Source organism: Streptomyces sp. NBC_00986 (assembly GCF_045162565.1).
Classification (GTDB): Bacteria; Actinomycetota; Actinomycetes; order Streptomycetales; family Streptomycetaceae; genus Streptomyces.
Genome location: NZ_CP108733.1, coordinates 2,378,231 through 2,398,857, shown reverse-complemented (window position 1 = coordinate 2,398,857; position 20,627 = coordinate 2,378,231). Strand labels below are relative to the sequence as shown.

Annotated in this window: 19 protein-coding genes; 14 read left to right on the top strand and 5 right to left on the bottom strand. The window is 69.2% G+C overall.

The genetic code is table 11. From position 1 onward, the window contains the following. The first annotated feature begins 3 nt into the window (after positions 1–3). Positions 4–867, top strand: coding sequence for an ABC transporter permease (locus OG504_RS10520; RefSeq protein WP_405989549.1), 864 nt, complete (start codon positions 4–6; stop codon positions 865–867). A gap of 36 nt (positions 868–903) precedes the next feature. Next, positions 904–1,719: an ABC transporter permease gene (locus OG504_RS10515; protein ID WP_366429958.1), complete on the top strand. Its 816-nt coding sequence runs from the start codon at positions 904–906 to the stop codon at positions 1,717–1,719. Between the two features lie 41 nt (positions 1,720–1,760). Here OG504_RS10515 and OG504_RS10510 read toward each other — a convergent pair whose 3' ends face one another. Further along, on the bottom strand, positions 1,761–3,173 hold the full coding sequence (locus tag OG504_RS10510; RefSeq protein WP_405989548.1) for an aminopeptidase P family protein: 1,413 nt from the start codon (positions 3,171–3,173) through the stop codon (positions 1,761–1,763). 93 nt (positions 3,174–3,266) lie between these two features. Here OG504_RS10510 and OG504_RS10505 point away from each other — a divergent pair, with 93 nt between their 5' ends. The 12 genes from OG504_RS10505 (at position 3,267) to OG504_RS10450 (ending at position 17,197) form a co-directional block, all read left to right on the top strand. Then, a complete protein-coding gene (locus OG504_RS10505) occupies positions 3,267–4,439 on the top strand; it encodes an NAD(P)/FAD-dependent oxidoreductase (protein WP_405989547.1) in 1,173 nt (390 codons plus the stop codon). Continuing rightward, entirely contained in the window at positions 4,436–4,738 is a 303-nt protein-coding gene (locus OG504_RS10500; RefSeq protein WP_405989546.1) for a (2Fe-2S)-binding protein, read from the top strand. The genes OG504_RS10505 and OG504_RS10500 overlap by 4 nt, the downstream gene beginning before the upstream one ends. Next, positions 4,731–6,164 carry an FAD-dependent oxidoreductase gene (locus OG504_RS10495; RefSeq protein ID WP_405989545.1) on the top strand — a complete coding sequence of 478 codons (1,434 nt, stop codon included), beginning with the start codon at positions 4,731–4,733 and terminating at the stop codon, positions 6,162–6,164. Before OG504_RS10500 ends, OG504_RS10495 begins: the two co-directional genes overlap by 8 nt. Positions 6,165–6,233: 69 nt before the next feature. After that, complete coding sequence (locus OG504_RS10490) at positions 6,234–7,130, top strand: dihydrodipicolinate synthase family protein (RefSeq protein ID WP_405989544.1); 897 nt, start codon at positions 6,234–6,236, stop codon at positions 7,128–7,130. Between the two features lie 40 nt (positions 7,131–7,170). Continuing rightward, complete coding sequence (locus OG504_RS10485) at positions 7,171–8,172, top strand: proline racemase family protein (RefSeq protein ID WP_405989543.1); 1,002 nt, start codon at positions 7,171–7,173, stop codon at positions 8,170–8,172. 69 nt (positions 8,173–8,241) lie between these two features. Beyond that, a complete protein-coding gene (locus OG504_RS10480; protein ID WP_405989542.1) occupies positions 8,242–8,937 on the top strand; it encodes a GntR family transcriptional regulator in 696 nt (231 codons plus the stop codon). Between the two features lie 82 nt (positions 8,938–9,019). Continuing rightward, the gene (locus tag OG504_RS10475; protein ID WP_403585941.1) at positions 9,020–10,018 is read left to right on the top strand and encodes a LacI family DNA-binding transcriptional regulator; all 999 of its coding nucleotides are present in this window, start codon (positions 9,020–9,022) and stop codon (positions 10,016–10,018) included. A gap of 110 nt (positions 10,019–10,128) precedes the next feature. Further along, positions 10,129–11,475: an ABC transporter substrate-binding protein gene (locus OG504_RS10470; protein WP_405989541.1), complete on the top strand. Its 1,347-nt coding sequence runs from the start codon at positions 10,129–10,131 to the stop codon at positions 11,473–11,475. A 4-nt stretch (positions 11,476–11,479) separates the two neighbouring features. Beyond that, a complete protein-coding gene (locus OG504_RS10465) occupies positions 11,480–12,436 on the top strand; it encodes a carbohydrate ABC transporter permease (protein WP_405989540.1) in 957 nt (318 codons plus the stop codon). Then, positions 12,433–13,308 carry a carbohydrate ABC transporter permease gene (locus tag OG504_RS10460; protein ID WP_405989539.1) on the top strand — a complete coding sequence of 292 codons (876 nt, stop codon included), beginning with the start codon at positions 12,433–12,435 and terminating at the stop codon, positions 13,306–13,308. Before OG504_RS10465 ends, OG504_RS10460 begins: the two co-directional genes overlap by 4 nt. 40 nt (positions 13,309–13,348) lie before the next feature. Next, a complete protein-coding gene (locus OG504_RS10455) occupies positions 13,349–14,950 on the top strand; it encodes a glycoside hydrolase family 13 protein (RefSeq protein ID WP_405989538.1) in 1,602 nt (533 codons plus the stop codon). Between the two features lie 66 nt (positions 14,951–15,016). Next, positions 15,017–17,197, top strand: coding sequence for a discoidin domain-containing protein (locus OG504_RS10450; RefSeq protein WP_405989537.1), 2,181 nt, complete (start codon positions 15,017–15,019; stop codon positions 17,195–17,197). Here the strand turns inward: OG504_RS10450 and OG504_RS10445 are convergent. Genes OG504_RS10445 through OG504_RS10430 form a run of 4 tightly spaced genes read right to left on the bottom strand, consistent with a single transcriptional unit; the run spans position 17,187 to position 20,519 of the window. Then, positions 17,187–17,984 carry an ABC transporter ATP-binding protein gene (locus OG504_RS10445; RefSeq protein WP_405989536.1) on the bottom strand — a complete coding sequence of 266 codons (798 nt, stop codon included), beginning with the start codon at positions 17,982–17,984 and terminating at the stop codon, positions 17,187–17,189. The two genes, OG504_RS10450 and OG504_RS10445, sit on opposite strands and share 11 nt — an antisense overlap. Before the next feature lie 20 nt (positions 17,985–18,004). Then, positions 18,005–18,784, bottom strand: a complete 780-nt coding sequence (locus tag OG504_RS10440; protein WP_405989535.1) for an ABC transporter permease — start codon at positions 18,782–18,784, stop codon at positions 18,005–18,007. After that, entirely contained in the window at positions 18,781–19,554 is a 774-nt protein-coding gene (locus tag OG504_RS10435; RefSeq protein WP_405989534.1) for an ABC transporter permease, read from the bottom strand. The genes OG504_RS10440 and OG504_RS10435 overlap by 4 nt, the downstream gene beginning before the upstream one ends. Next, a complete protein-coding gene (locus tag OG504_RS10430; RefSeq protein ID WP_405989533.1) occupies positions 19,551–20,519 on the bottom strand; it encodes an ABC transporter substrate-binding protein in 969 nt (322 codons plus the stop codon). Before OG504_RS10430 ends, OG504_RS10435 begins: the two co-directional genes overlap by 4 nt. Positions 20,520–20,627: the final 108 nt, after the last annotated feature.

Sequence of the window (20,627 nt, the reverse complement as noted above, 5' to 3'; positions counted from 1 at the left end):
GACATGTCCTTGCTGAACCGGACCGCGGGGGCGCTGTACCGGCGCCCCCGACTACGGCTCTCCCTGCTGCTCACCGCACCGCTGCTGTGGCTCGCCGTGCTCTATCTCGGCTCCCTGAGCGTGCTGTTCGTCTCCGCATTCTGGACGACGGACTCCTTCACCTCCGAGGTGGTGAAGGTCTGGTCGACCGACAACTTCCACGAGCTGTTCACGGTGCCCGTGTACCGGCAGGTCATCCTGCGCAGCATCGGCGTCGCGCTCGCCGTGACGGTCCTGTGCGCCGTGATCGCGTTCCCGCTCGCCTTCTATACGGCCCGCGTCGCCAAGGCCAAGTGGCGTCCGCTGCTGGTGGTCGCCATCCTCACCCCGCTGTGGGCCAGTTACCTGGTCAAGGTGTACGCGTGGCGGCTCATCCTGTCCCAAGGCGGCCTGGCCGACTGGATGTTGAAGCCGTTCGGGCTGAGCGGACCCGGGTTCGGACTGCCCGCGACCGTCCTCACGCTGACATACCTCTGGCTGCCGTACATGGTCCTGCCGATCCACACCGCGCTGGAGCAGCTGCCCGCCAACCTCCTTGACGCGTCAGCGGACTTGGGCGCGCGGGCCGGGCGGACCATCCGGTCGGTCGTACTGCCGATGGTGCTGCCGTCCGTCGCCGCCGGCTCGATCTTCACCTTCTCGCTCAGTCTCGGCGACTACATCACCGTGCAGATCGTCGGCGGCAAGACCCAGCTCATCGGCAACCTCGTCTACTCCAACATCGAACTCAACCTGCCCATGGCCGCCGCCCTCGGCACCGTCCCCGTCGTCGTCATCGTGGTGTACCTGCTCGCGATGCGGCGCACGGGCGCGCTCAGCAGCCTGTAGATGATTCCCGACAGCCTCCGAAGGGGGTGACATGTCATGCAGCTCTCCCGTTCCGCGCGTATCGCCCTGCGCGTGGCCGCCGGGTTCGGCTTCGCGGTGATCTACGTCCCGCTCCTGCTCGTCCTGGTCAACTCCCTCAACCCGGACCGCAGCGCGAGCTGGCCGCCGTCCACCCTGACCTTCCACTGGTGGTCGGTCGCCTGGCAGAACTCCGGTGCGCGCGCGGCCCTTTGGGTCTCCGTGAAGGCAGGTCTCGGCGCCACCGCCATCGCCCTCGTGCTCGGCACGCTGATCGCCTTCGCGGTCGCCCGGTACCGCTTCTTCGGCCGCGACGCCATCTCCTTCGTGGTCGTCCTGCCGATCGCGCTGCCCGGCATCGTCACGGGCATCGCCCTCAACTCGGCGTTCAGTACGGTACTCGAGCCGCTCGGGGTGGGCCTCGGCCTGTTCACGGTGATCGTCGGACACGCCACCTTCTGCATCGTCGTCGTCTTCAACAACGTCGTCGCCCGCCTCAGGCGCACCTCCGGGTCGTACGAGGAGGCCGCGATGGACCTGGGCGCCGACACCTTCCGCGCCTTCGTCGACGTCACCTTCCCGCTGGTGCGCTCGGCGCTCCTCGCGGGCGGACTGCTCGCCTTCGCGCTGTCCTTCGACGAGATCGTGGTGACCACGTTCACCGCCGGACCCGGTATCGAGACCCTCCCGATCTGGATCTTCAACAACATGACCCGGCCCCAACAGGCCCCGGTCGTCAACGTGGTGGCCGCGGTCCTCGTCCTGCTCTCCGTGCTCCCGATCTACGTCGCCCAGCGGCTGTCCGCCGACACGGCCACCGCCAGCCGCGTCTGACGACCGGTCACCCTGCATGCCAGGGTGACCGGTCGACGCACTCAACCTGCGAACTCACGCATCCATGCCTCGACTTCGTCGGCCGAACGCGGCAGCCCCGCTGACAGGTTCTCGTAGCCGTCGGCGGTCACCAGCAGATCGTCCTCGATCCGCACGCCGATGCCCCGCCACTCCTCCGGCACCGTCAGATCGTCGGGCTGGAAGTACAGGCCCGGCTCGACGGTGAGCACCATGCCGGGTTCGAGGACCCCGTCCACGTACTCCTCGCTCCGCGCCTGGGCACAGTCGTGGACGTCGAGCCCGAGCATGTGCCCGGTGCCCGCCATCGTGAACCGCCGCTGGAGCGACAGCTCGTACGCCCGCTCGGCCGGCCCCTCGATGAAGCCCCACTCCACCAGCCGTTCGACCAGGGACCGTTGGGCCGCCTCGTGGAAGTCCCGGTAGTGCGCACCCGGCTTCACCGCCGCCATGCCGGCCTCCTGGGCCTCGAACACCGCGTCGTAGACCGTGCGTTGGACCGGGGAGAACGTGCCGTTGATCGGGAGGGTGCGGGTGACGTCGGCGGTGTAGAGGCTGTGCGTCTCGACTCCCGCGTCCAGCAGGAGGAGTTCACCGGGGCGGACCGGGCCGTCGTTGTCGGTCCAGTGCATGATCGTGGCGTGCTCACCGGCGGCGCAGATCGAGCCGTAGCCGACATGGTTGCCCTCGACGCGTGCCCGGCGGAAGAACGTGCCCTCGATCCAGCGCTCCGAGGTGGCGACCGCCTGCGACAACTCCCGTACGACATCGGTGAATCCGCGCACCGTGGAGTCGACGGCCCGGCGCATCTCGCCGATCTCCCACGCGTCCTTGACCAGCCGCAGCCCGGAGACGGCCGACTCGAACTCGTCGTCGCGGTCCTCGTCGGTGTCGAGCGCCGTGTCCAGGGCCGGGTCGATGCCGCGGACGATGCGGGTGGGCGTCCCGGAGGCCTTCGCCAGGTCCTCGGCGATCGTCCGGATGTCACGGCAGGGCAGTCCGAGCACCTGCGCCGACTCGGCGAGCGAGCGGCGGCGGCCCATCCACAGCTCGGCGGTGTAGCCCGTCCAGAACTCGTCGGTGTCCCGGCTGTCGCGGGGGAGCTGGTAGCAGTGCGCGTCGTGGCCGCCGTCGGGGCGGGGCTCCAGGACGAGGGCACCGTCGCGTGCCTGGTCGCCGGTGAGATGCACATAGCCGGAATACGGGCGAAACGGGTGGTGGTCGTCGTTCGAGCGGATCAGGAGGTGTCCGGACGGCACGACCAGGCGCTCGCCCGGGAAGAGCGCGGACAGTGCGGCCCGGCGGCGCGCCGCGTGCGGCGCCTGCTCGGTCGGTTCCAGATCCGTGCGCTCGGTGTCGGCCCAACCGGTCCGCATCAGGGCGGACAGCTCGTCGGAGATTCCTCGGTACAGACCGTTCTTTCGGCCCTTGGCCACGTCGGGCACCTCTTCCGTGTGTGGTGATTCCGGGTGTGGTGACATTCGCGTCGGGACATACTCAATCAGAGAGTCATGTGACATAGTACTGTCGTGAGCAAGCGACTGACCTGCGATGTCGTGGTCGTCGGAGCCGGAATGGTGGGCGCGGCCTGCGCTCTCTACGCGGCCCGGGCGGGCCTCGACGTCGTCATCGTGGACCGTGGCCCGGTGTCCGGCGGCACGACCGGCGCCGGTGAGGGCAACCTGCTCGTCTCCGACAAGGAGCCGGGCCCGGAACTCGACCTCGCCCTCCTCTCCGGCCGGCTGTGGGCCCAACTCGCCGAAGAGCTCGGGGAGTTCGTCGAGTACGAGGCGAAGGGCGGCCTCGTCGTCGCCTCCACGCCCGACGGACTCGCCACGCTGGAGCGTTTCGCCGAGGAGCAGCGCGCCGCGGGAGTCGTCGCTGGACCGGTCCAAGGCGACGCCCTGTACGACCTCGAACCCCATCTCGCCCCCGGTCTCTCCGGCGGCGTGTACTACCCCCAGGACTGCCAGGTGATGCCGGCCCTGGCCGCCGCCCACCTCGTCCGGGCCTCGGGCGCCCGCCTCCTCACCGGCCGTACGGTGACGGACGTACTCCTCAAGTCGGATGGAACGGTCCACGGCGTCCGCACGGACCGGGGCGACATCCTCGCCCCCACGGTCGTCAACGCGGCCGGCACCTGGGGCGGCGAACTCGCCGCCCTCGCCGGAGTCACCCTCCCCGTCCTCCCGCGCCGCGGCTTCGTCCTCGTCACCGAACCGCTGCCACGCCTGGTCCGCCACAAGGTGTACGCCGCCGACTACGTGGCCGACGTGGCCAGCGACTCGGCCGCCCTGCAGACCTCACCGGTCGTGGAGGGTACCGCCGCTGGACCGGTCCTGATCGGTGCCAGCCGCGAACGGGTGGGCTTCGACCGGGAGTTCTCGCTGCCGGTCGTCCGGGCGCTGGCGGCGGGCGCGACGAAACTGTTCCCGTTCCTGTCCGACGTCCACGCGATGCGCTCCTACCTCGGCTTCCGTCCGTACATGCCGGACCACCTCCCCGCCATCGGCCCGGACCCCCGGGTTCCCGGCCTCGTCCACGCCTGCGGGCACGAGGGTGCGGGCATCGGACTGGCCACCGGCACAGGGCACTTGATCGCCCAACTGCTCGGCGACAAGACCCCGGACCTCGACCTGGCCCCCTTCCGGCCCGACCGCTTCCCAGAGTCCCCCGAGTTCCCCGAGAAGGAGGGCGCGTGAACTCCCCGCTGGACCTCGCCGACGCCCACCCGGGCCCGGCCTTCACGGTCACCCTCGACGGCCGCGAGATCGAGGCACTCCCCGGCCAGACCGTCGCCGCCGCACTGTGGACGGCGGGCGTGACGTCCTGGCGCAACACCCGCGGCGAGGGCCGCCCACGCGGCATCTTCTGCGGGATCGGCGTCTGCTACGACTGCCTCGTCACCGTCAACTCCCGCCCGAACCAACGGGCTTGTCTGGTGCCCCTGCACCCGGGCGACGCCATCCGTACGCAGGAGGGGACGGGCCACGATGACTGACGACCGACCGCACCTCGCCGTGATCGGCGCGGGCCCGGCGGGACTCGCCGCCACAGTGGCCGCCGCGTCTCACGGCGTCCGCGTCACCCTGATCGACTCGGCGGCGCGGGCGGGCGGCCAGTTCTACCGACAGCCCGCCACCGCACTGAACGCCGGACGCCCGCAGGCCCTGCACCACCAGTGGCGGACATGGGAGCGGCTGCGGGACTCCCTCGCGCGACACGTAGAGGCAGGCCGTGCAACACACTTGACCGACCATCATGTCTGGCTTGTGGAAAGGCTGTTGAAGCAGCAGGCCGACGACGCCGACCGAAACGCCTTCACTGTGCACGCCCTCCTCGGCCCCGAGCAGGAGGCCCCGGTCGAGGTATGCGCCGACGCCGTCCTCCTCGCCACCGGCGGCTACGAGAAAGTCCTTCCGTTCCCCGGTTGGACCGTTCCCGGAGTCCTCACCGCGGGCGGCGCCCAGGCCATGCTCAAGGGCACACTCGCCGTCTCCGGCCGCACCGCAGTGGTCGCCGGCACCGGACCGCTCCTCCTCCCCGTGGCGACCGGCCTCGCGGCAGCGGGTGTCGAGGTGGCCGCGCTCGTCGAGTCCGCCGACCCCAAGGCGTTCGTACGACGGACCCGAGCACTCGCCGCACAGCCCGGCAAGGTCGCCGAGGGTGCCCAGTACGCGGCTCAACTCCTGCGCCATCGGATCAAGTTGCTCACCCGGCACACCGTCGTCGAGGCCCACGGTGACGAGCGGCTGGAGGCGGTGACCGTCGCCGCACTCGACACCGACGGGCGCGTCCGGCCCGGCACCGAACGCCGGATCGCCTGCGACACCCTCGCCGTCGGCCACGGCATGCTTCCGCACACCGACCTTGCGGAGACGCTGGGTTGTGGGCTCGACGGACTCGATGTGCAGGTCGACGACGAACAGCGCACCGACGTCCCCGGCGTCTGGGCGGCCGGCGAGACCACCGGTATCGGCGGCGCCGCCCTCTCCCTCGCCGAGGGCCACATCGCGGGACGCTCCGCCGCAGCACGCCTCAACGGCACCGAACCCGACCCGCGCACCTGGGCGCCGGCCGCCAAGTCCCGTACGAGACTGCGGGAGTTCTTCGCCGCCCTCGACACCGTGTACGCACCGCCCGCCCGTTGGACCGATCTCGTCACCGACGACACCGTGGTCTGCCGTTGCGAGGAGGTCGCCGGGGGCGCGATCCGTGAGGCCGTGGACGGACTCGGAGCCGGTGACGTACGGACCGTGAAACTGCTGACGCGAGCCGGGATGGGCTGGTGCCAGGGGCGGATGTGCGGGCCGGCTGTCGCGGGATTGGCCGGGTGCGAACTCACCCCGTCCCGGCGGCCGTTCGCGCGGCCTGTACCGCTCGGGGTGCTGGCTCATGCCGGAGAGCCCGAACCTGAGCCGGACTGACCGTACGCCCTGTTCATCAGTGAAATGTCACGCGCTATTGAGACACGCGCTACTGAGATCGGACTCCATATGACCACCACCCCGAACCGCCCCTGGCGCGGCGTCCTCGTCGCCACCGCCCTCCCGCTGACCGACGAACTCGCTGTCGACTACGACAAGTTCGCCGAGCACTGCTCCTGGCTCGTCGAGAACGGCTGCGACGGTGTCGTGCCGAACGGTTCACTCGGCGAGTACCAGGTACTCACCCCGCTGGAGCGGTCCAAAGTCGTCGAGACGGCCGTCGCCGCGATCGGCGGCGCGCGCGTGATGCCCGGTGTCGCCGCCTACGGTTCCGCCGAGTCCCGCCGCTGGGCCGAGCAGGCGCGTGACGCCGGCTGCGCCGCCGTGATGCTGCTGCCGCCCAACGCGTATCGCGCCGACGAGCGTTCGGTCCTCGCGCACTACGCGGAGGTCGCGAAGGCGGGCGTGCCGATCGTGGCGTACAACAACCCCATCGACACCAAGGTCGACCTGGTGCCGGAGCTGCTCGCGAAGCTGCACGGCGAGGGGTACATCCACGCGGTCAAGGAGTTCTCCGGCGACGTCCGCCGCGCGTACCAGCTCGCCGAACTCGCCCCGGAACTCGACCTGTTGATCGGCGCCGACGACGTCCTGCTGGAGCTCGCGCTCGCGGGTGCGAAGGGTTGGGTGGCCGGTTACCCGAACGCGCTGCCCGCCGCTTCCGTGGAGCTGTACCACGCGGCCGTCGACGGCGACCTGGCCACGGCGAAGAAGCTGTACGAGCAGCTGCACCCGCTGCTGCGCTGGGACTCCAAGGTCGAGTTCGTGCAGGCCATCAAGCTGTCCATGGACATCGTGGGCCGGCACGGCGGCCCGGTCCGTCCGCCGCGCGTCCCGCTGCTGCCCGAGCAGGAGGCGACCGTGCGGGCGGCCACCGAGAAGGCGGTCGCGGCGGGGCTCGCGTAGTCAACGGCACAGTGGTTCACCGGCATTCATCAGGAGCGTCATGCGCAGCAAACTCGTCCTGCACGCCGTCGACTCGCACACCGAGGGCATGCCCACCCGCGTGATCACCGGCGGCATCGGCACGATCCCCGGTGCGACCATGAACGAGCGGCGGCTGTACTTCCGCGAACACCGCGACCAGATCCGGCAGTTCCTGATGAACGAACCGCGCGGCCACTCCGCGATGAGCGGTGCCATCCTGCAACCGCCCACGCGCCCCGACTGCGACTGGGGCGTCGTCTACATCGAGGTCTCCGGCTATCTGCCGATGTGCGGGCACGGCACGATCGGGGTGGCCACCGTGCTCGTCGAGACGGGCATGGTCGAGGTCGTCGAGCCGGTCACCACGATCCGGCTCGACACCCCGGCCGGACTCGTCGTCGCCGAAGTCGCAGTAGAGAACGGCGCCGCGAAGAACGTCACCCTCAAGAACGTCCCGTCGTTCTCCGTCGGCCTGGACCGCAAGATCACCCTCACCGACGGGCGGACGGTGACGTACGACATGGCGTACGGCGGCAATTTCTACGCCATCCTGCCGCTGGACCAGTTCGAGCTGCCTTTGGACCGGTCCCGCAAGGACGACATCATCAAGGCGGGCCTGTCCCTCATGGAGGCGATCAACGATCGGGACGAGCCCGTCCACCCCGAGGACGACTCCATTCGCGGCTGCCATCACGTCCACCTGTACGCGCCCGGCGCCACCGCCCGGTACTCCCGGCACGCGATGGCGATCCACCCGGGCTGGTTCGACCGCTCGCCGTGCGGAACGGGCACCAGCGCCCGTATGGCGCAGCTCCACGCGCGCGGTGAACTCCCTTTGCACACCGAGTTCGTGAACGAGTCCTTCATCGGTACGCAGTTCACCGGGCGGCTCCTCGACACCACCGAGGTCGCCGGAGTCCCCGCCGTGCTGCCCAGCTTCACCGGCCGGGCTTGGATCACCGGGACCGCCCAGTACCTGCTCGATCCCGCCGATCCGTTCCCGGGCGGATTCATCCTCTAGACCGGGGATAATGGCCGGTCACGCGTGACATTGCACCGTGTGTGACCTTGCACCACTAGGAGACCTCCGATGGCCGTCCAGCGAGCCAGCGCCCCGCCCACCACCGCTCCGGATCTGCCCACGCTGGGCGGCAAGAAGAGCAGCTATCGCGAGCGGGTCGTCGACGCCCTGCGGGCCGCGATGATCGCGGGGGAGCTGCGGCCGGGTGAGGTGTACTCCGCGCCGACGCTCGCCGCCCGCTTCGGTGTCTCGGCGACCCCGGTGCGCGAAGCCATGCTGGACCTGGCCAAGGAGGGGCTGGTCGACACCGTTCCCAACAAGGGGTTCCGGGTGACGGCCGTTTCCGAGAAGCAGCTCGACGAGTACACCCACATCCGAGCCCTGATCGAGATCCCCACGGTGGTGGGGCTGGCCGAGACCGCCGACCCCGTCTCGCTGGAGGCGCTGCGTCCGGCCGCCAGGGAGATCGTCCACGCGGCCGTGGCCGGTGACCTCATCGCGTATGTCGAGTCCGACACCCGCTTCCACCTCGGCCTGCTCGCGCTTGCGGGCAACGCCCACCTCGTCGAGGTCGTCGGTGATCTGCGGGGGCGTTCCCGCCTCTACGGGCTGACGGCCCTCGTCAAGGCAGGGCGGCTGCTTGCCTCCGCTCAGGAGCATCTGGAGCTGCTGGACGCGCTGTTGGACCGTGACAAGGCGGCCGTGCGTGACATCATGACCCGGCACCTGGGGCACGTCCGCGGGCTGTGGGCCGCCCACGACTGACCGGGGCCGGGGGCCGGGATCGGCTTGATCCGGCCGCCTCATAACGCAAACCACTTGCGTATCTTGCGCTATTCTTGCGCACATGACGCGACGACTTGCTGAGGTGGCGAAGAAGGTCGGGGTCAGCGAGGCCACGGTCAGCCGGGTGCTCAACGGCAAACCCGGAGTCTCCGAGCCCACCCGGCAGGCGGTGCTCTCCGCCCTGGACGTTCTCGGGTACGAGCGGCCCACACAGTTGCGCGGGGAGCGCGCGCGGCTCGTGGGTCTGGTGCTGCCCGAGCTGCAGAACCCCATCTTCCCCGCCTTCGCCGAGGTGATCGGCGGCGCGCTCGCCCAACTCGGCCTGACCCCGGTGCTGTGCACCCAGACCAAGGGCGGCGTCTCCGAGGCCGACTACGTGACCCTGCTGCTCCAACAGCAGGTCTCCGGCGTCGTGTTCGCCGGCGGGCTCTACGCGCAGGCGGACGCGCCGCACGACCACTACCGGCTGCTCGCCGAGCGCAACATCCCGGTCGTCCTGGTCAACGCGGCCATCGACCACCTCGGTTTCCCCGCTGTGTCCTGCGACGACGCGGTCGCAGTCGAGCAGGCCTGGCGGCACCTCGCCTCCCTCGGCCACGAGCGCATCGGGCTCGTCCTCGGCCCCGCCGACCACATGCCGTCCGCACGGAAGCTGGCCGCCGCGCGGGCCCTGGCGGCCGACCTGCCCGACGAGTTCGTCGCCCGCGCGATCTTCTCCATCGAGGGCGGTCACGCCGCGGCCTCCCGGCTGATCGACCGGGGCGTCACCGGCATCATCTGCGCCAGTGACCCGCTCGCCCTGGGCGCGGTAAGGGCCGCCCGCCGCAAGGGACTTGACGTCCCGTCACAAATTTCTGTCGTGGGTTACGACGACTCCGCCTTCATGAACTGCACCGAGCCCCCGCTGACCACGGTCCGCCAGCCCATCGAGGCCATGGGCCGGGCCGCCGTGGAGCTGTTGAACTCACAGGTCGGCGGCACCGCCGTACCGGCCGAGGAGCTGCTCTTCGAACCGGAACTGGTAGTGCGTGGTTCCACCGCGCAAGCCCCGCGCGGCTGAGCGTCAGCGCGCTGTCGAATAATTACAGATTCTGCGCGACATCTTGCGGACAGGTGTCGGCGGTGCTTGAGTGTGCGGCGCCCACCGCTCCTGCCCAGAGGGGTCCACCGATGAGAAGCACCGGGTTCCGCCGCACCTTCGCCGCGATCGGCGTCTGTTCTCTCGCGCTCACTGCCTCCGCCTGCGGGTCCGGCGACGACTCGGCGAGCGGCAAGACGCGCATCACGGTCAACTGCGAGCCGCCCAAGAGCGCCAAAGTCGACCGCAAGTTCTTCGACTCCGATGTCGCGGCCTTCGAGAAGAAGAACACCGACATCGACGTCGTCACCCACGACGCGTTCCCCTGCCAGGACCCGAAGACCTTCGACGCCAAACTCGCCGGCGGCCAGATGGAGGACGTGTTCTACACGTACTTCACCGACGCCAAGCACGTCGTCGACATCAACCAGGCCGCCGATCTCACGCCGTACATCAAGGAGTTGAAGAGTTACGACACGCTGCAGAAGCAGCTGCGTGACATCTACACCGTCGACGGCAAGATCTACGGCATCCCGCGCACCGGCTACTCGATGGGTCTGATCTACAACCGCAAGCTCTTCCAGCAGGCCGGTCTCGATCCCGACAAGGCGCCGACGACCTGGGCCGAGGTACGGGCCGACGCGAAGAAGATAGCCGCGCTAGGCAACGGCACCGTCGGCTACGCCGACTACAGCGCCCAGAACCAAGGGGGTTGGCACTTCACCGCCGAGATGTACTCGCAGGGCGGCGACGTCGTCAGCGCCGACGGCAAGAAGGCCACCGTCGACACCCCGCAGGGCCACGCCGTGCTGCAGAACCTGCACGACATGCGCTGGACCGACAACTCGATGGGCAGCAAGCAGCTCCTCGTCATCAACGACGTGCAGCAGCTGATGGGTTCGGGCAAGCTCGGCATGTACCTCTCCGCGCCGGACAACATCCCGATCCTGGTCAAGGAGAAGGGCGGCAACTACGACGACCTCGCCCTCGGCCCGATGCCCGGCGGCCAGGGCACGCTCATCGGCGGCGACGGCTACATGTTCAACAAGCACGACACGCCCGCCCAGATCCGCGCCGGCCTCAAGTGGCTCGACAGCATGTTCCTCACCCCGGGCAGCGGCTTCCTCGGCGACTACGCCCGCGCCAAGAAGGCCAACGCACCCGTCGGGCTGCCCGAACCGCGCCTGTTCAGCGGCGCCGCCGACGTCAAGGACCAGCAGATCAAGAAGGCCAACTCCAATGTCCCGGTGGCGAACTACCAGGCCTTCCTCGACGGCAACCAGTCGCTCCAGATGAAGATCGAGCCGCCGGACGCCCAGCAGATCTACTCCGTCCTCGACGGAGCCGTCTCCGCCGTCCTCACCAAGAAGGACGCGAACATCGACCAACTCCTCAAGGACGCCTCCGGAAAGATCGACGGCATCCTGGCCCGGGGCTGACCCGATGACCCGGACGGCCACCCGGAGTCCCGTCGAGACGACGGCGGTACGACAGGTCGAGGCGCCGCCCCCGCCAGGGGGTTTGGGGCGGCGCCGCCTCCTCGACCAGGCCCGCGCCTACGCCTTCCTCATCGGCGGCCTGATCTGCTTCGCCCTGTTCTCCTGGTACCCGGCGATCCGCGCGGTCGTGATCGCCTTCCAGAAGTACACGCCCGGCTCCTCGCCCGAGTGGGTCGGCACCGACAACTTCACCCAGGTCTGGCACGACCCCGAGTTCGCCGCGGCCTGGCGCAACACCCTCGTCTTCACCGTGCTGGCCCTGCTCATCGGCTTCGCGATCCCCTTCGTACTCGCCCTGGTCCTCAACGAGTTGAGGCACTGGAAGGCCTTCTTCAGGGTCGTCGTCTACCTCCCGGTGATGATCCCGCCGGTGGTCACCGCCCTGCTGTGGAAGTGGTTCTACGACCCGGGAGCCGGCCTCGCCAACGAGACGCTGCGCTTCCTGCACCTGCCCACCTCGAACTGGTCCAACGGCACGGACACCGCCCTCATCTCCCTGGTGATCGTGGCCACTTGGGCCAACCTGGGCGGCACTGTCCTGATCTACCTGGCCGCGCTCCAGTCCATCCCCGGCGAGCTGTACGAGGCGGCCGAACTGGACGGCGCGAGCCTGCTGCAACGCGTCCGGTACGTGACGATCCCTCAGACCCGGTTCGTCATCCTGATGCTGATGCTCCTTCAGATCATCGCCACGATGCAGGTGTTCACCGAACCGTTCGTCATCACCGGCGGCGGACCGGAGAGCGCCACCGTCACCGTGCTCTACCTGATCTACAAATACGCCTTCCTCTACAACGACTTCGGCGGCGCCTGCGCGCTCAGCGTGATGCTCCTCGTGCTGCTCGGTGTCTTCTCGGCCCTCTATCTGCGGCTGACCCGCTCCGGAGAGGACGACCTGTGACCACCCGCACGCTGCTCTCTCCGGCGAGCCTCGCCCGGCCGCGCGGAAAGGCCGTCTACTGGACGGTGTTCACCGGCGTCGTCGTGCTTTTCGCCCTCGCCTTCCTCTTCCCGGTCTACTGGATGGTGACCGGCGCGATGAAGTCGCCGGACGAGATCGCGCAGACCCCGCCCACGATCGTGCCCCACCACTGGCACCTCAGCGGCTACACCGACGCCTGGGACCTGATGCAGCTCCCGGAGCACCTCTGGAACACGGTCGTCCAGGCCGCCGGCGCCTGGGCGTTCCAGCTGGTCCTCTGCACGGCCGCCGCCTACGCCCTGTCCAAACTGAAGCCCGCCTTCGGCAAGTTGATCCTCGGCGGCATCCTGGCGACGCTGATGGTCCCGGCCCAGGCACTCGTCGTACCGAAGTACCTGACCGCCGCCGACCTCCCGCTGATCCACACCAGCCTGCTCAACAGCCCCCTCGGCATCTGGCTGCCCGCCGTCGCCAACGCCTTCAACCTGTATCTCCTCAAGCGGTTCTTCGACCAACTCCCGCGCGACGTCATGGAAGCCGCCGAGATCGACGGCGCCGGGAAACTCCGCATCCTGTGGTCCATCGTCCTGCCCATGTCCCGCCCGGTCCTCGGCGTCGTGTCGATCTTCGCGCTCGTCGCCGTCTGGCAGGACTTCCTGTGGCCGCTGATGGTCTTCTCCGACACCGACAAACAGCCGATCAGCGTGGCACTCGTCCAGCTGTCCCAGAACATCCAACTGACCGTGCTCATCGCCGCGATGGTGATCGCGAGCATCCCCATGGTCGCGATGTTCCTGGTCTTCCAGCGGCACATCATCGCCGGGATCAGCGCGGGCAGCACGAAGGGCTGACACCGCCCCCTTCGACGCCCCCGACAGAAAGGCCAGCACCGTGGGACAGCCCACCCCTGCCCAGAGCCAGGACGACTGGTGGCGCTCCGCCGTCATCTACCAGGTCTACGTCCGCAGCTTCGCGGACGGCGACGGCGACGGCACCGGCGACCTCGCGGGCGTCCGCTCCCGACTGCCGTATCTCGCCCAACTCGGCGTGGACGCCCTCTGGTTCAACCCCTGGTACCTGTCACCGATGAAGGACGGCGGCTACGACGTCGCCGACTACCGCGCCATCGACCCGGCCTTCGGATCGCTCGCCGAGGCGGAGAAACTCATCGCCGAGGCACGGGAGCTGGGCATCCGCACGATCGTCGACATCGTGCCGAACCACGTCTCCGACCAGCACCCGTGGTTCCGCGCCGCGCTCGCCGGAGGACCCGAACGCGACCTGTTCCACTTCCGCCCGGGACGCGGCGAGCACGGTGAACTCCCGCCCAACGACTGGCCGTCGCAGTTCGCCGGCTCCACCGAACCCGTGTGGACCCGCCTCCCCGACGGAGAGTGGTACCTCCACCTGTTCACCCCCGAGCAGCCCGACCTCAACTGGGCCCACCCGGCGGTGCGTCAGGAGCACGAGGACATCCTGCGCTTCTGGTTCGAGCGCGGCGTCGAAGGCGTCCGCATCGACTCGGCGGCGCTGCTCGCCAAGGACCCCGACCTGCCCGACTTCGTCGAGGGGCGAGACCCCAACCCCTTCGTCGACCGCGACGAACTCCATGACATCTACCGCTCCTGGCGGGCCGTCGCCGACGAGTACGGCGCCGTCTTCGTCGGCGAGGTCTGGCTCCCCGACACCGAGCGCTTCGCCCGCTACCTCCGCCCCGACGAACTCCACACCGCCTTCAACTTCGCCTTCCTGTCCTGCCCTTGGGACCCCGAGCGACTGCGCACGTCGATCGACGAGACCCTCGCCGAGCATGCCCCGATCGGCGCGCCCGCCACCTGGGTCCTGTGCAACCACGACGTGACCCGCACGGTCACTCGCTACGGCCGCGCCGACACCGGCTTCGACTTCGCCACCAAGGCCTTCGGCACCCCGACCGACCTCGCGCTGGGCACCCGGCGCGCCAGGGCGGCGGCGCTGCTGTCGCTGGCCCTACCCGGAGTGGTCTACCTCTACCAGGGGGAGGAGCTGGGGCTGCCCGAGGTCGAGCTGCCCGTCGACCGCATACAGGATCCGATGTACCTCAGGTCCGGCGGCACCGACCCCGGCCGGGACGGCTGCCGGGTGCCGCTGCCGTGGGTCGAGGGCGCACCGTACGCGGGCTTCGGTTCGCGTGATGAGCCGTGGCTGCCGCAGCCGGTCGGCTGGACATCGTATGCGGTCGACCGTCAGCAGCGGACCGTCGACTCCATGCTCAACCTCTACCGCGAGGCGATCCACCTCCGGCCGGTCTTCGGGGACGGCCCCCTCACCTGGCTGCCCGCCCCCGACGGCGTGCTCGCCTTCGCCCGCGCGGAGGGCCTGACCTGCGTGGTCAACCTCGCAGACACGCCCGCCGACCTCCCCGCCCACACCCACCTCCTGCTGACCAGCGGCCCCCTGGACGACCAGGGACGCCTGCCGCGGGACACGGCCGCCTGGCTGCGCACCGTATAGCCGCCGGCCCCGGGCCGTCACCCTGCATCCGCTATCCCCGCACCCCCACCTCGAAGGGATCAGCACATGCACAGCACCACCTTCAGATCTGTCAGGCGCATGCCAATGATCGGTGCGGCCGTCGCGCTCGCCGCCGGCATGCTCGTCGCCCTGACTCCCGCCGCCGCCCACGCGGCTTCGGGCGCCTCCCTCCCCTTCACGTCCGTCGAGGCGGAGTCGGCCACCACCACCGGCACGAAGATCGGCCCCGACTACACCCAGGGGACCCTCGCCTCCGAGGCCTCCGGACGACAGGCCGTACGGCTCACCTCCGGGCAGCGGGTCGAGTTCACCGTGCCGCGCGCGGCCAACGCCGTGAACGTGTCGTACAACGTCCCGGACGGCCAGAGCGGCAGCCTCGACGTGTACGTCAACGGCGTCAAGATCAGCAGGACACTCGCCGTCACGTCCAAGTACTCGTACGTCGACACGAGTTGGATCGCGGGCGCCAAGACGCACCACTTCTTCGACAACTCCCGGCTCCTGCTCGGCCAGAACGTGCAGCAGGGCGACAAGGTCGCGTTCGTGGCGACCGGTACCCAAGTCACCGTCGACGTCGCCGACTTCGAGCAGGTCGCCGGGGCCGCCGCGCAGCCCGCAGGGTCGGTGTCCGTGGTCTCCAGGGGTGCCGACCCCAGCGGCGCGGGCGACTCCACCCAGGCCTTCCGGGACGCCATCTCCGCCGCCCAAGGGGGAGTGGTGTGGATCCCGCCGGGCGACTACCGGCTCACCTCCTCCCTCAGCGGAGTGCAGAACGTGACGCTCCAGGGCGCCGGCCAGTGGTACTCGGTCGTGCACACCTCGCGCTTCATCGACCAGTCCAGCTCCTCCGGCGGCGTCCACCTCAAGGACTTCGCGGTCATCGGCGAGGTCACCGAACGCGTCGACTCCAACCCCGACAACTTCGTCAACGGGTCGCTGGGACCGGGCAGTTCGGTCTCCGGCATGTGGATCCAGCACCTGAAGGTCGGCCTCTGGCTGACGGGCAACAACGACAACCTCGTCGTCGAGAACAACCGCATCCTCGACACCACCGCCGACGGCCTCAACCTCAACGGCAGCGCCCACGGCGTCATCGTCCGCAACAACTTCCTCCGGAACCAGGGCGACGACTCCCTCGCCATGTGGTCGCTCAACTCCCCGGACACCAACAGCAGTTTCGAGAACAACACCATCTCCCAGCCGAACCTCGCCAACGGCATCGCGATCTACGGCGGCACGAACATCGCGGTCAGGAACAACCTGGTCTCCGACACCAACGCCCTCGGCAGCGGCATCGCGATCTCCAACCAGAAGTTCCTCGACCCCTTCTCCCCGCTCGCCGGGACCATCACGGTCGACGGCAACACCCTCGTCCGCACCGGCGCGATCAACCCCAACTGGGGCCATCCCATGGGCGCGTTGCGCGTCGACTCGTACGACAGCGCGGTCAACGCCACCGTCAACATCACCAACACGACCATCACCAACAGCCCGTACAGCGCCTTCGAGTTCGTGTCCGGCGGCGGCCACGGCTACTCGACCGGCAACGTCACCGTGAGCGGCGCCAGTGTGCAGAACACCGGGACGGTCGTCGTCCAGGCCGAGGCACAGGGCGCGGCCAAGTTCAGCAACGTGCAGGCCACCGGCGTCGGCGCGGCCGGCATCTACAACTGCCCCTACCCGTCCGGCTCCGGCGCCTTCACTCTCACCGACGGCGGTGGCAACTCCGGCTGGAGCAGCACCTGGTCGGACTGCTCGACCTGGCCGCAGCCCGGCCAGGGCAACCCGCCCCCGGACCAGAACACCAACCTCGCCAAGGGCCGCCCGGCCACGGCGACCGGCTCGCAGGACGTCTACACGCCGGGCAAGGCGGTCGACGGCGACGCGAACTCCTACTGGGAGTCCGCCAACAACGCCTTCCCGCAGGCCTGGACGGTCGACCTCGGCTCCAACCAGGCCGTACGCAGGCTGGTGTTGAAGCTGCCGCCGTCCTCCGCGTGGGGCGCCCGCACGCAGACGCTGTCCGTGCTGGGCAGCACCGACGGCTCGGCCTACTCGACCGTCGTCGGCTCCACCGGCTACCGCTTCGACCCGGCGACCGGGAACTCGGTCACCGTGGCCCTGCCGAGCGGCACGAACCTGCGCTATGTGCGGCTCAACATCACCGCCAACACCGGATGGCCCGCAGGGCAGTTGAGCGAAGTGGAGGCGTACCTCACTTCGTGAGCCGGTCCTGAACCGGAAGCGTCCCGCGCTTCGCCGCCTGGATCTGCTCGTAGACATGGGTCCGCAGTTCGGCGAAGCGCGGGGCGACCCGGGTGTGCAACTGGTCGCGCTCCACGGGCAGATCGACCTTCAGCTGTTCCTGCACGACGGTCGGCGACGCGGACAGCACGACCACGCGCTCGCCCAAGTACACGGCCTCGTCGATGTCGTGGGTCACGAACAGGATCGTGATGGCGCGCTCCCGCCACAACCCCCGTACGAGATCCTCCAGATCGGCCCGGGTCTGCGCGTCGACCGCCGCGAACGGCTCGTCCATCAGCAGGACTTCGGGCTCGTACGCCAGCGCCCGCGCGATCGCGACCCGCTGCTGCATACCGCCGGACAGCTGCCAGGGATACGCTTCCGCCGCCTCCGTCAGCCCCACCGACTCCAGCGCGTCCGCGACCAGCTCACGCCGCCGGGCCTTCGACAAGTTCTTCTGTTTCAAAGGGAGTTCGACGTTCTCGCCGACCCGCATCCAGGGAAAGAGGCTGCGCCCGTACTCCTGGAACACGAACGCCATCCCGGGCGGCGGACCGCTCACCTTCCGCCCGCCCAGGAGGACTTCGCCCGCGGTCGGGGTGAGCAGGCCGCCCATGCACTTCAGTAGAGTGGTCTTGCCGCAGCCCGACGGGCCGACGAGACAGACGAGTTCGCCGGCGTCGACGGTGAAGGTGAGGTCCCGTACCGCCTCCACCCGGCGACCGGAACCCTCGTAGACCTTGTTCAGGCCACGTACGTCGAGCATGGACCGCCCTTTCATGAGCCTTACGAGGAACGGCGGTTGGCGGCGCGCAGGCCGTGGTACCAGCCGAGCACCCGCCGCTCGACCACCTGGAAGACGACGGAGAGCAGGAACCCCAGGATCCCGAGGACGAGGATGCCCGTCCACATGTCCGGGATGGCGAAGCTGCGTTGGAACTGGACGATGGTGAAGCCCAGCCCGTCGGTGGCCGCGAACATCTCGCTGATGACCATGAGGATGATCCCGATGGACAGCGCCTGGCGCAGCCCCGCGAAGATCTGCGGGCTCGCCGAGCGCAGCACCAGCGTGCGCAGCCGGGCGACGCCCGTGATGCCGTAGGAGAGGGCGGTTTCCTTCATGACGGGGTCGACCGCGCGGACGCCCTCGACGGTGTTGAGGAGGACGGGCCACACGCAGCCGCTCGCGATGACGACGATCTTCATCGTGTCGCCGATGCCCGCGAACAGCATGATGACCGGGACCAACACCGGTGGCGGTACGGCCCGCAGGAACTCCAGGACCGGTTCGCACACCGCGCGCACCCGTCGGTACGAGCCGATGACCGTGCCGAGCGCGACGCCGACGACGGCCGCCGTGGCGTAACCGGCCGCGAGGCGCAGGATGCTGGGCAGGACGTCCGTCTTGAGGCGGTCGCCGGTCCACACGTCGGGGAAGGTCTTCAGGATCGTGCGCAGCGGCGGCCAGTACACGTTGGTGCTGCCGTCCGACGCCAGCCACCACAGGGCGATCAGTACGGCCGGCAGTGCGACCGCGAACAGCAGCCGGAGCAGCATCCGCCTCACACCGCCACCTCCCCGCGCACCGACTGGTGCCAGGCCAGCGCCCGCCGTTCCACCGTCCGCGCGCCCACGTTGATGAGCAGCCCCAGCAGACCGGTCACCACGATCAGGGCGTACATGTCGGGCACCGCCTGGGAGGCCTGCGCGATCGCGATGGTTTTGCCCAACCCCGGTGCCCCGATGACCAGTTCGGCGGTGATGGTGAGGATCAGCGCGACGGCCGCCGCCAGTCGCACGCCCGTCATGACGTACGGCAGCGCGCTCGGCCACAGCACGTGCCGGACCCGGGCCCAGGTGCCGAGACCGTACGACCGCGCCGTCTCCTCGGCTACCGGGTCGACGTCCTGGACGCCGTAGAGGACCTGGATCAGGATCTGCCAGAAGGAGGCGTAGACGACGAGCAATAGCACTGACTTCAACTCGGTGCCGTACAACAGCACCGCGAGGGGGATGAGGGCGACAGACGGGATCGGGCGGAGGAACTCGATCGTCGAGGCCGTGGCCTCGCGGAGGTGCGGGACCACGGAGAGCAGGACGCCGACGACGATGCCCGCGCCGACGGCGATCGCCAGGCCCAGGGCCCAGCCGGTGAGGGTGTCGCCGAGGGCCGACCAGAAGGCGCCGTCCTTGAGTTCGTCCCAGAACGCGGAGGCGATCCTGCTGGTCGGCGGGAAGTACGCCTCCTTGACGATGCCGACGCGCGGCACGACCTCGCCGAGGGCGAGGAAGGCCACGAGTCCGGCCGCACCGAGTGCGGTGTTCAGTCCCTTCACGGAAGCAGCTTGTCCAGGTCGGGGGCCGTCTTGAAGAGACCGTCCGTCACGCTCAGCTTCTCCAGCGTCTCGATCGACGAACGGTTGGGATCCGCGGGCCACTTGGGCAGGATCACCTTGGCCAGCACGCTCGACGGGACCTTGGTGTAGGTGGCGACGATCTGGCGGACCTCGTCCGGGTGGGCGTCGGCGTAGGCCAGGGACTCGGCGGTGGCCTCCTGGAACTTCTTGACCACGTCCGGGTTCTTGGCCGCGTACGTCGTCGACGTGAAGTACATGGCGACGGTGAGGTTCGGCGCGACGTCGACCAGCGGCCAGGCGATCTGCTGGGCGCCCTGGTTCAGCATGGTGGTGAGCGCTGGCTCCACGGCCATGGCGGCGTCGATCTGCCCCTTGTCGAGGGCGGCAGGCATCTGGTCGAAGGCCAGCTCCACGAACTTGACCTTGTCCGGGTCGCCGCCGGCCTTGCGGACGGATTCGCGTACGGCCGTCTCGTTGATGTTCTTCAGCGTGTTGACCGCGACCTTCTTGCCCTCCAGCTCCTTCGCCGACTTGAGGGTGCTGCCCTTCTTGACGACGAGGGCGCCAAAGTCCTTGCCGGACACGCCCGTTGAGGCGACGCCGTTGGCGATGGCCTTCACGGGAACGTTGTTGGACTCGGCGAGCATCAGGGAGGTCATGTTGGAGAAGCCGAACTGGAACTGGCCGCTGACCACACCCGGCACGATGGCCGCGCCGCCCTGCGCGAGCGTCATCGACAATTTCAGGCCGTGCTTGCTGAAGAAGCCCTCTTTCTGGCCGAGGTAGAGCGGGGCGACATCGACGATGGGGATGACCCCCACCTTGACCGTGGTGGTTCCGGTGGACGAACTGCTGTTGTCCGACGCTCCGTTGCCGGACGAACCGCAGGCCGACGCGGCGACCAGCATGGATCCGGCCGCGAGGCCGACGAGCAGACGACGCATGGCAACTCCTGTGCAGACGACGGTGTTCCGACAGGCTGTGCGCACACCGCACAGTGGTGCTCAATTGGTGTTGAGCGGGAACGTAAGGCCCCGTCGCGGCCAGGTCAA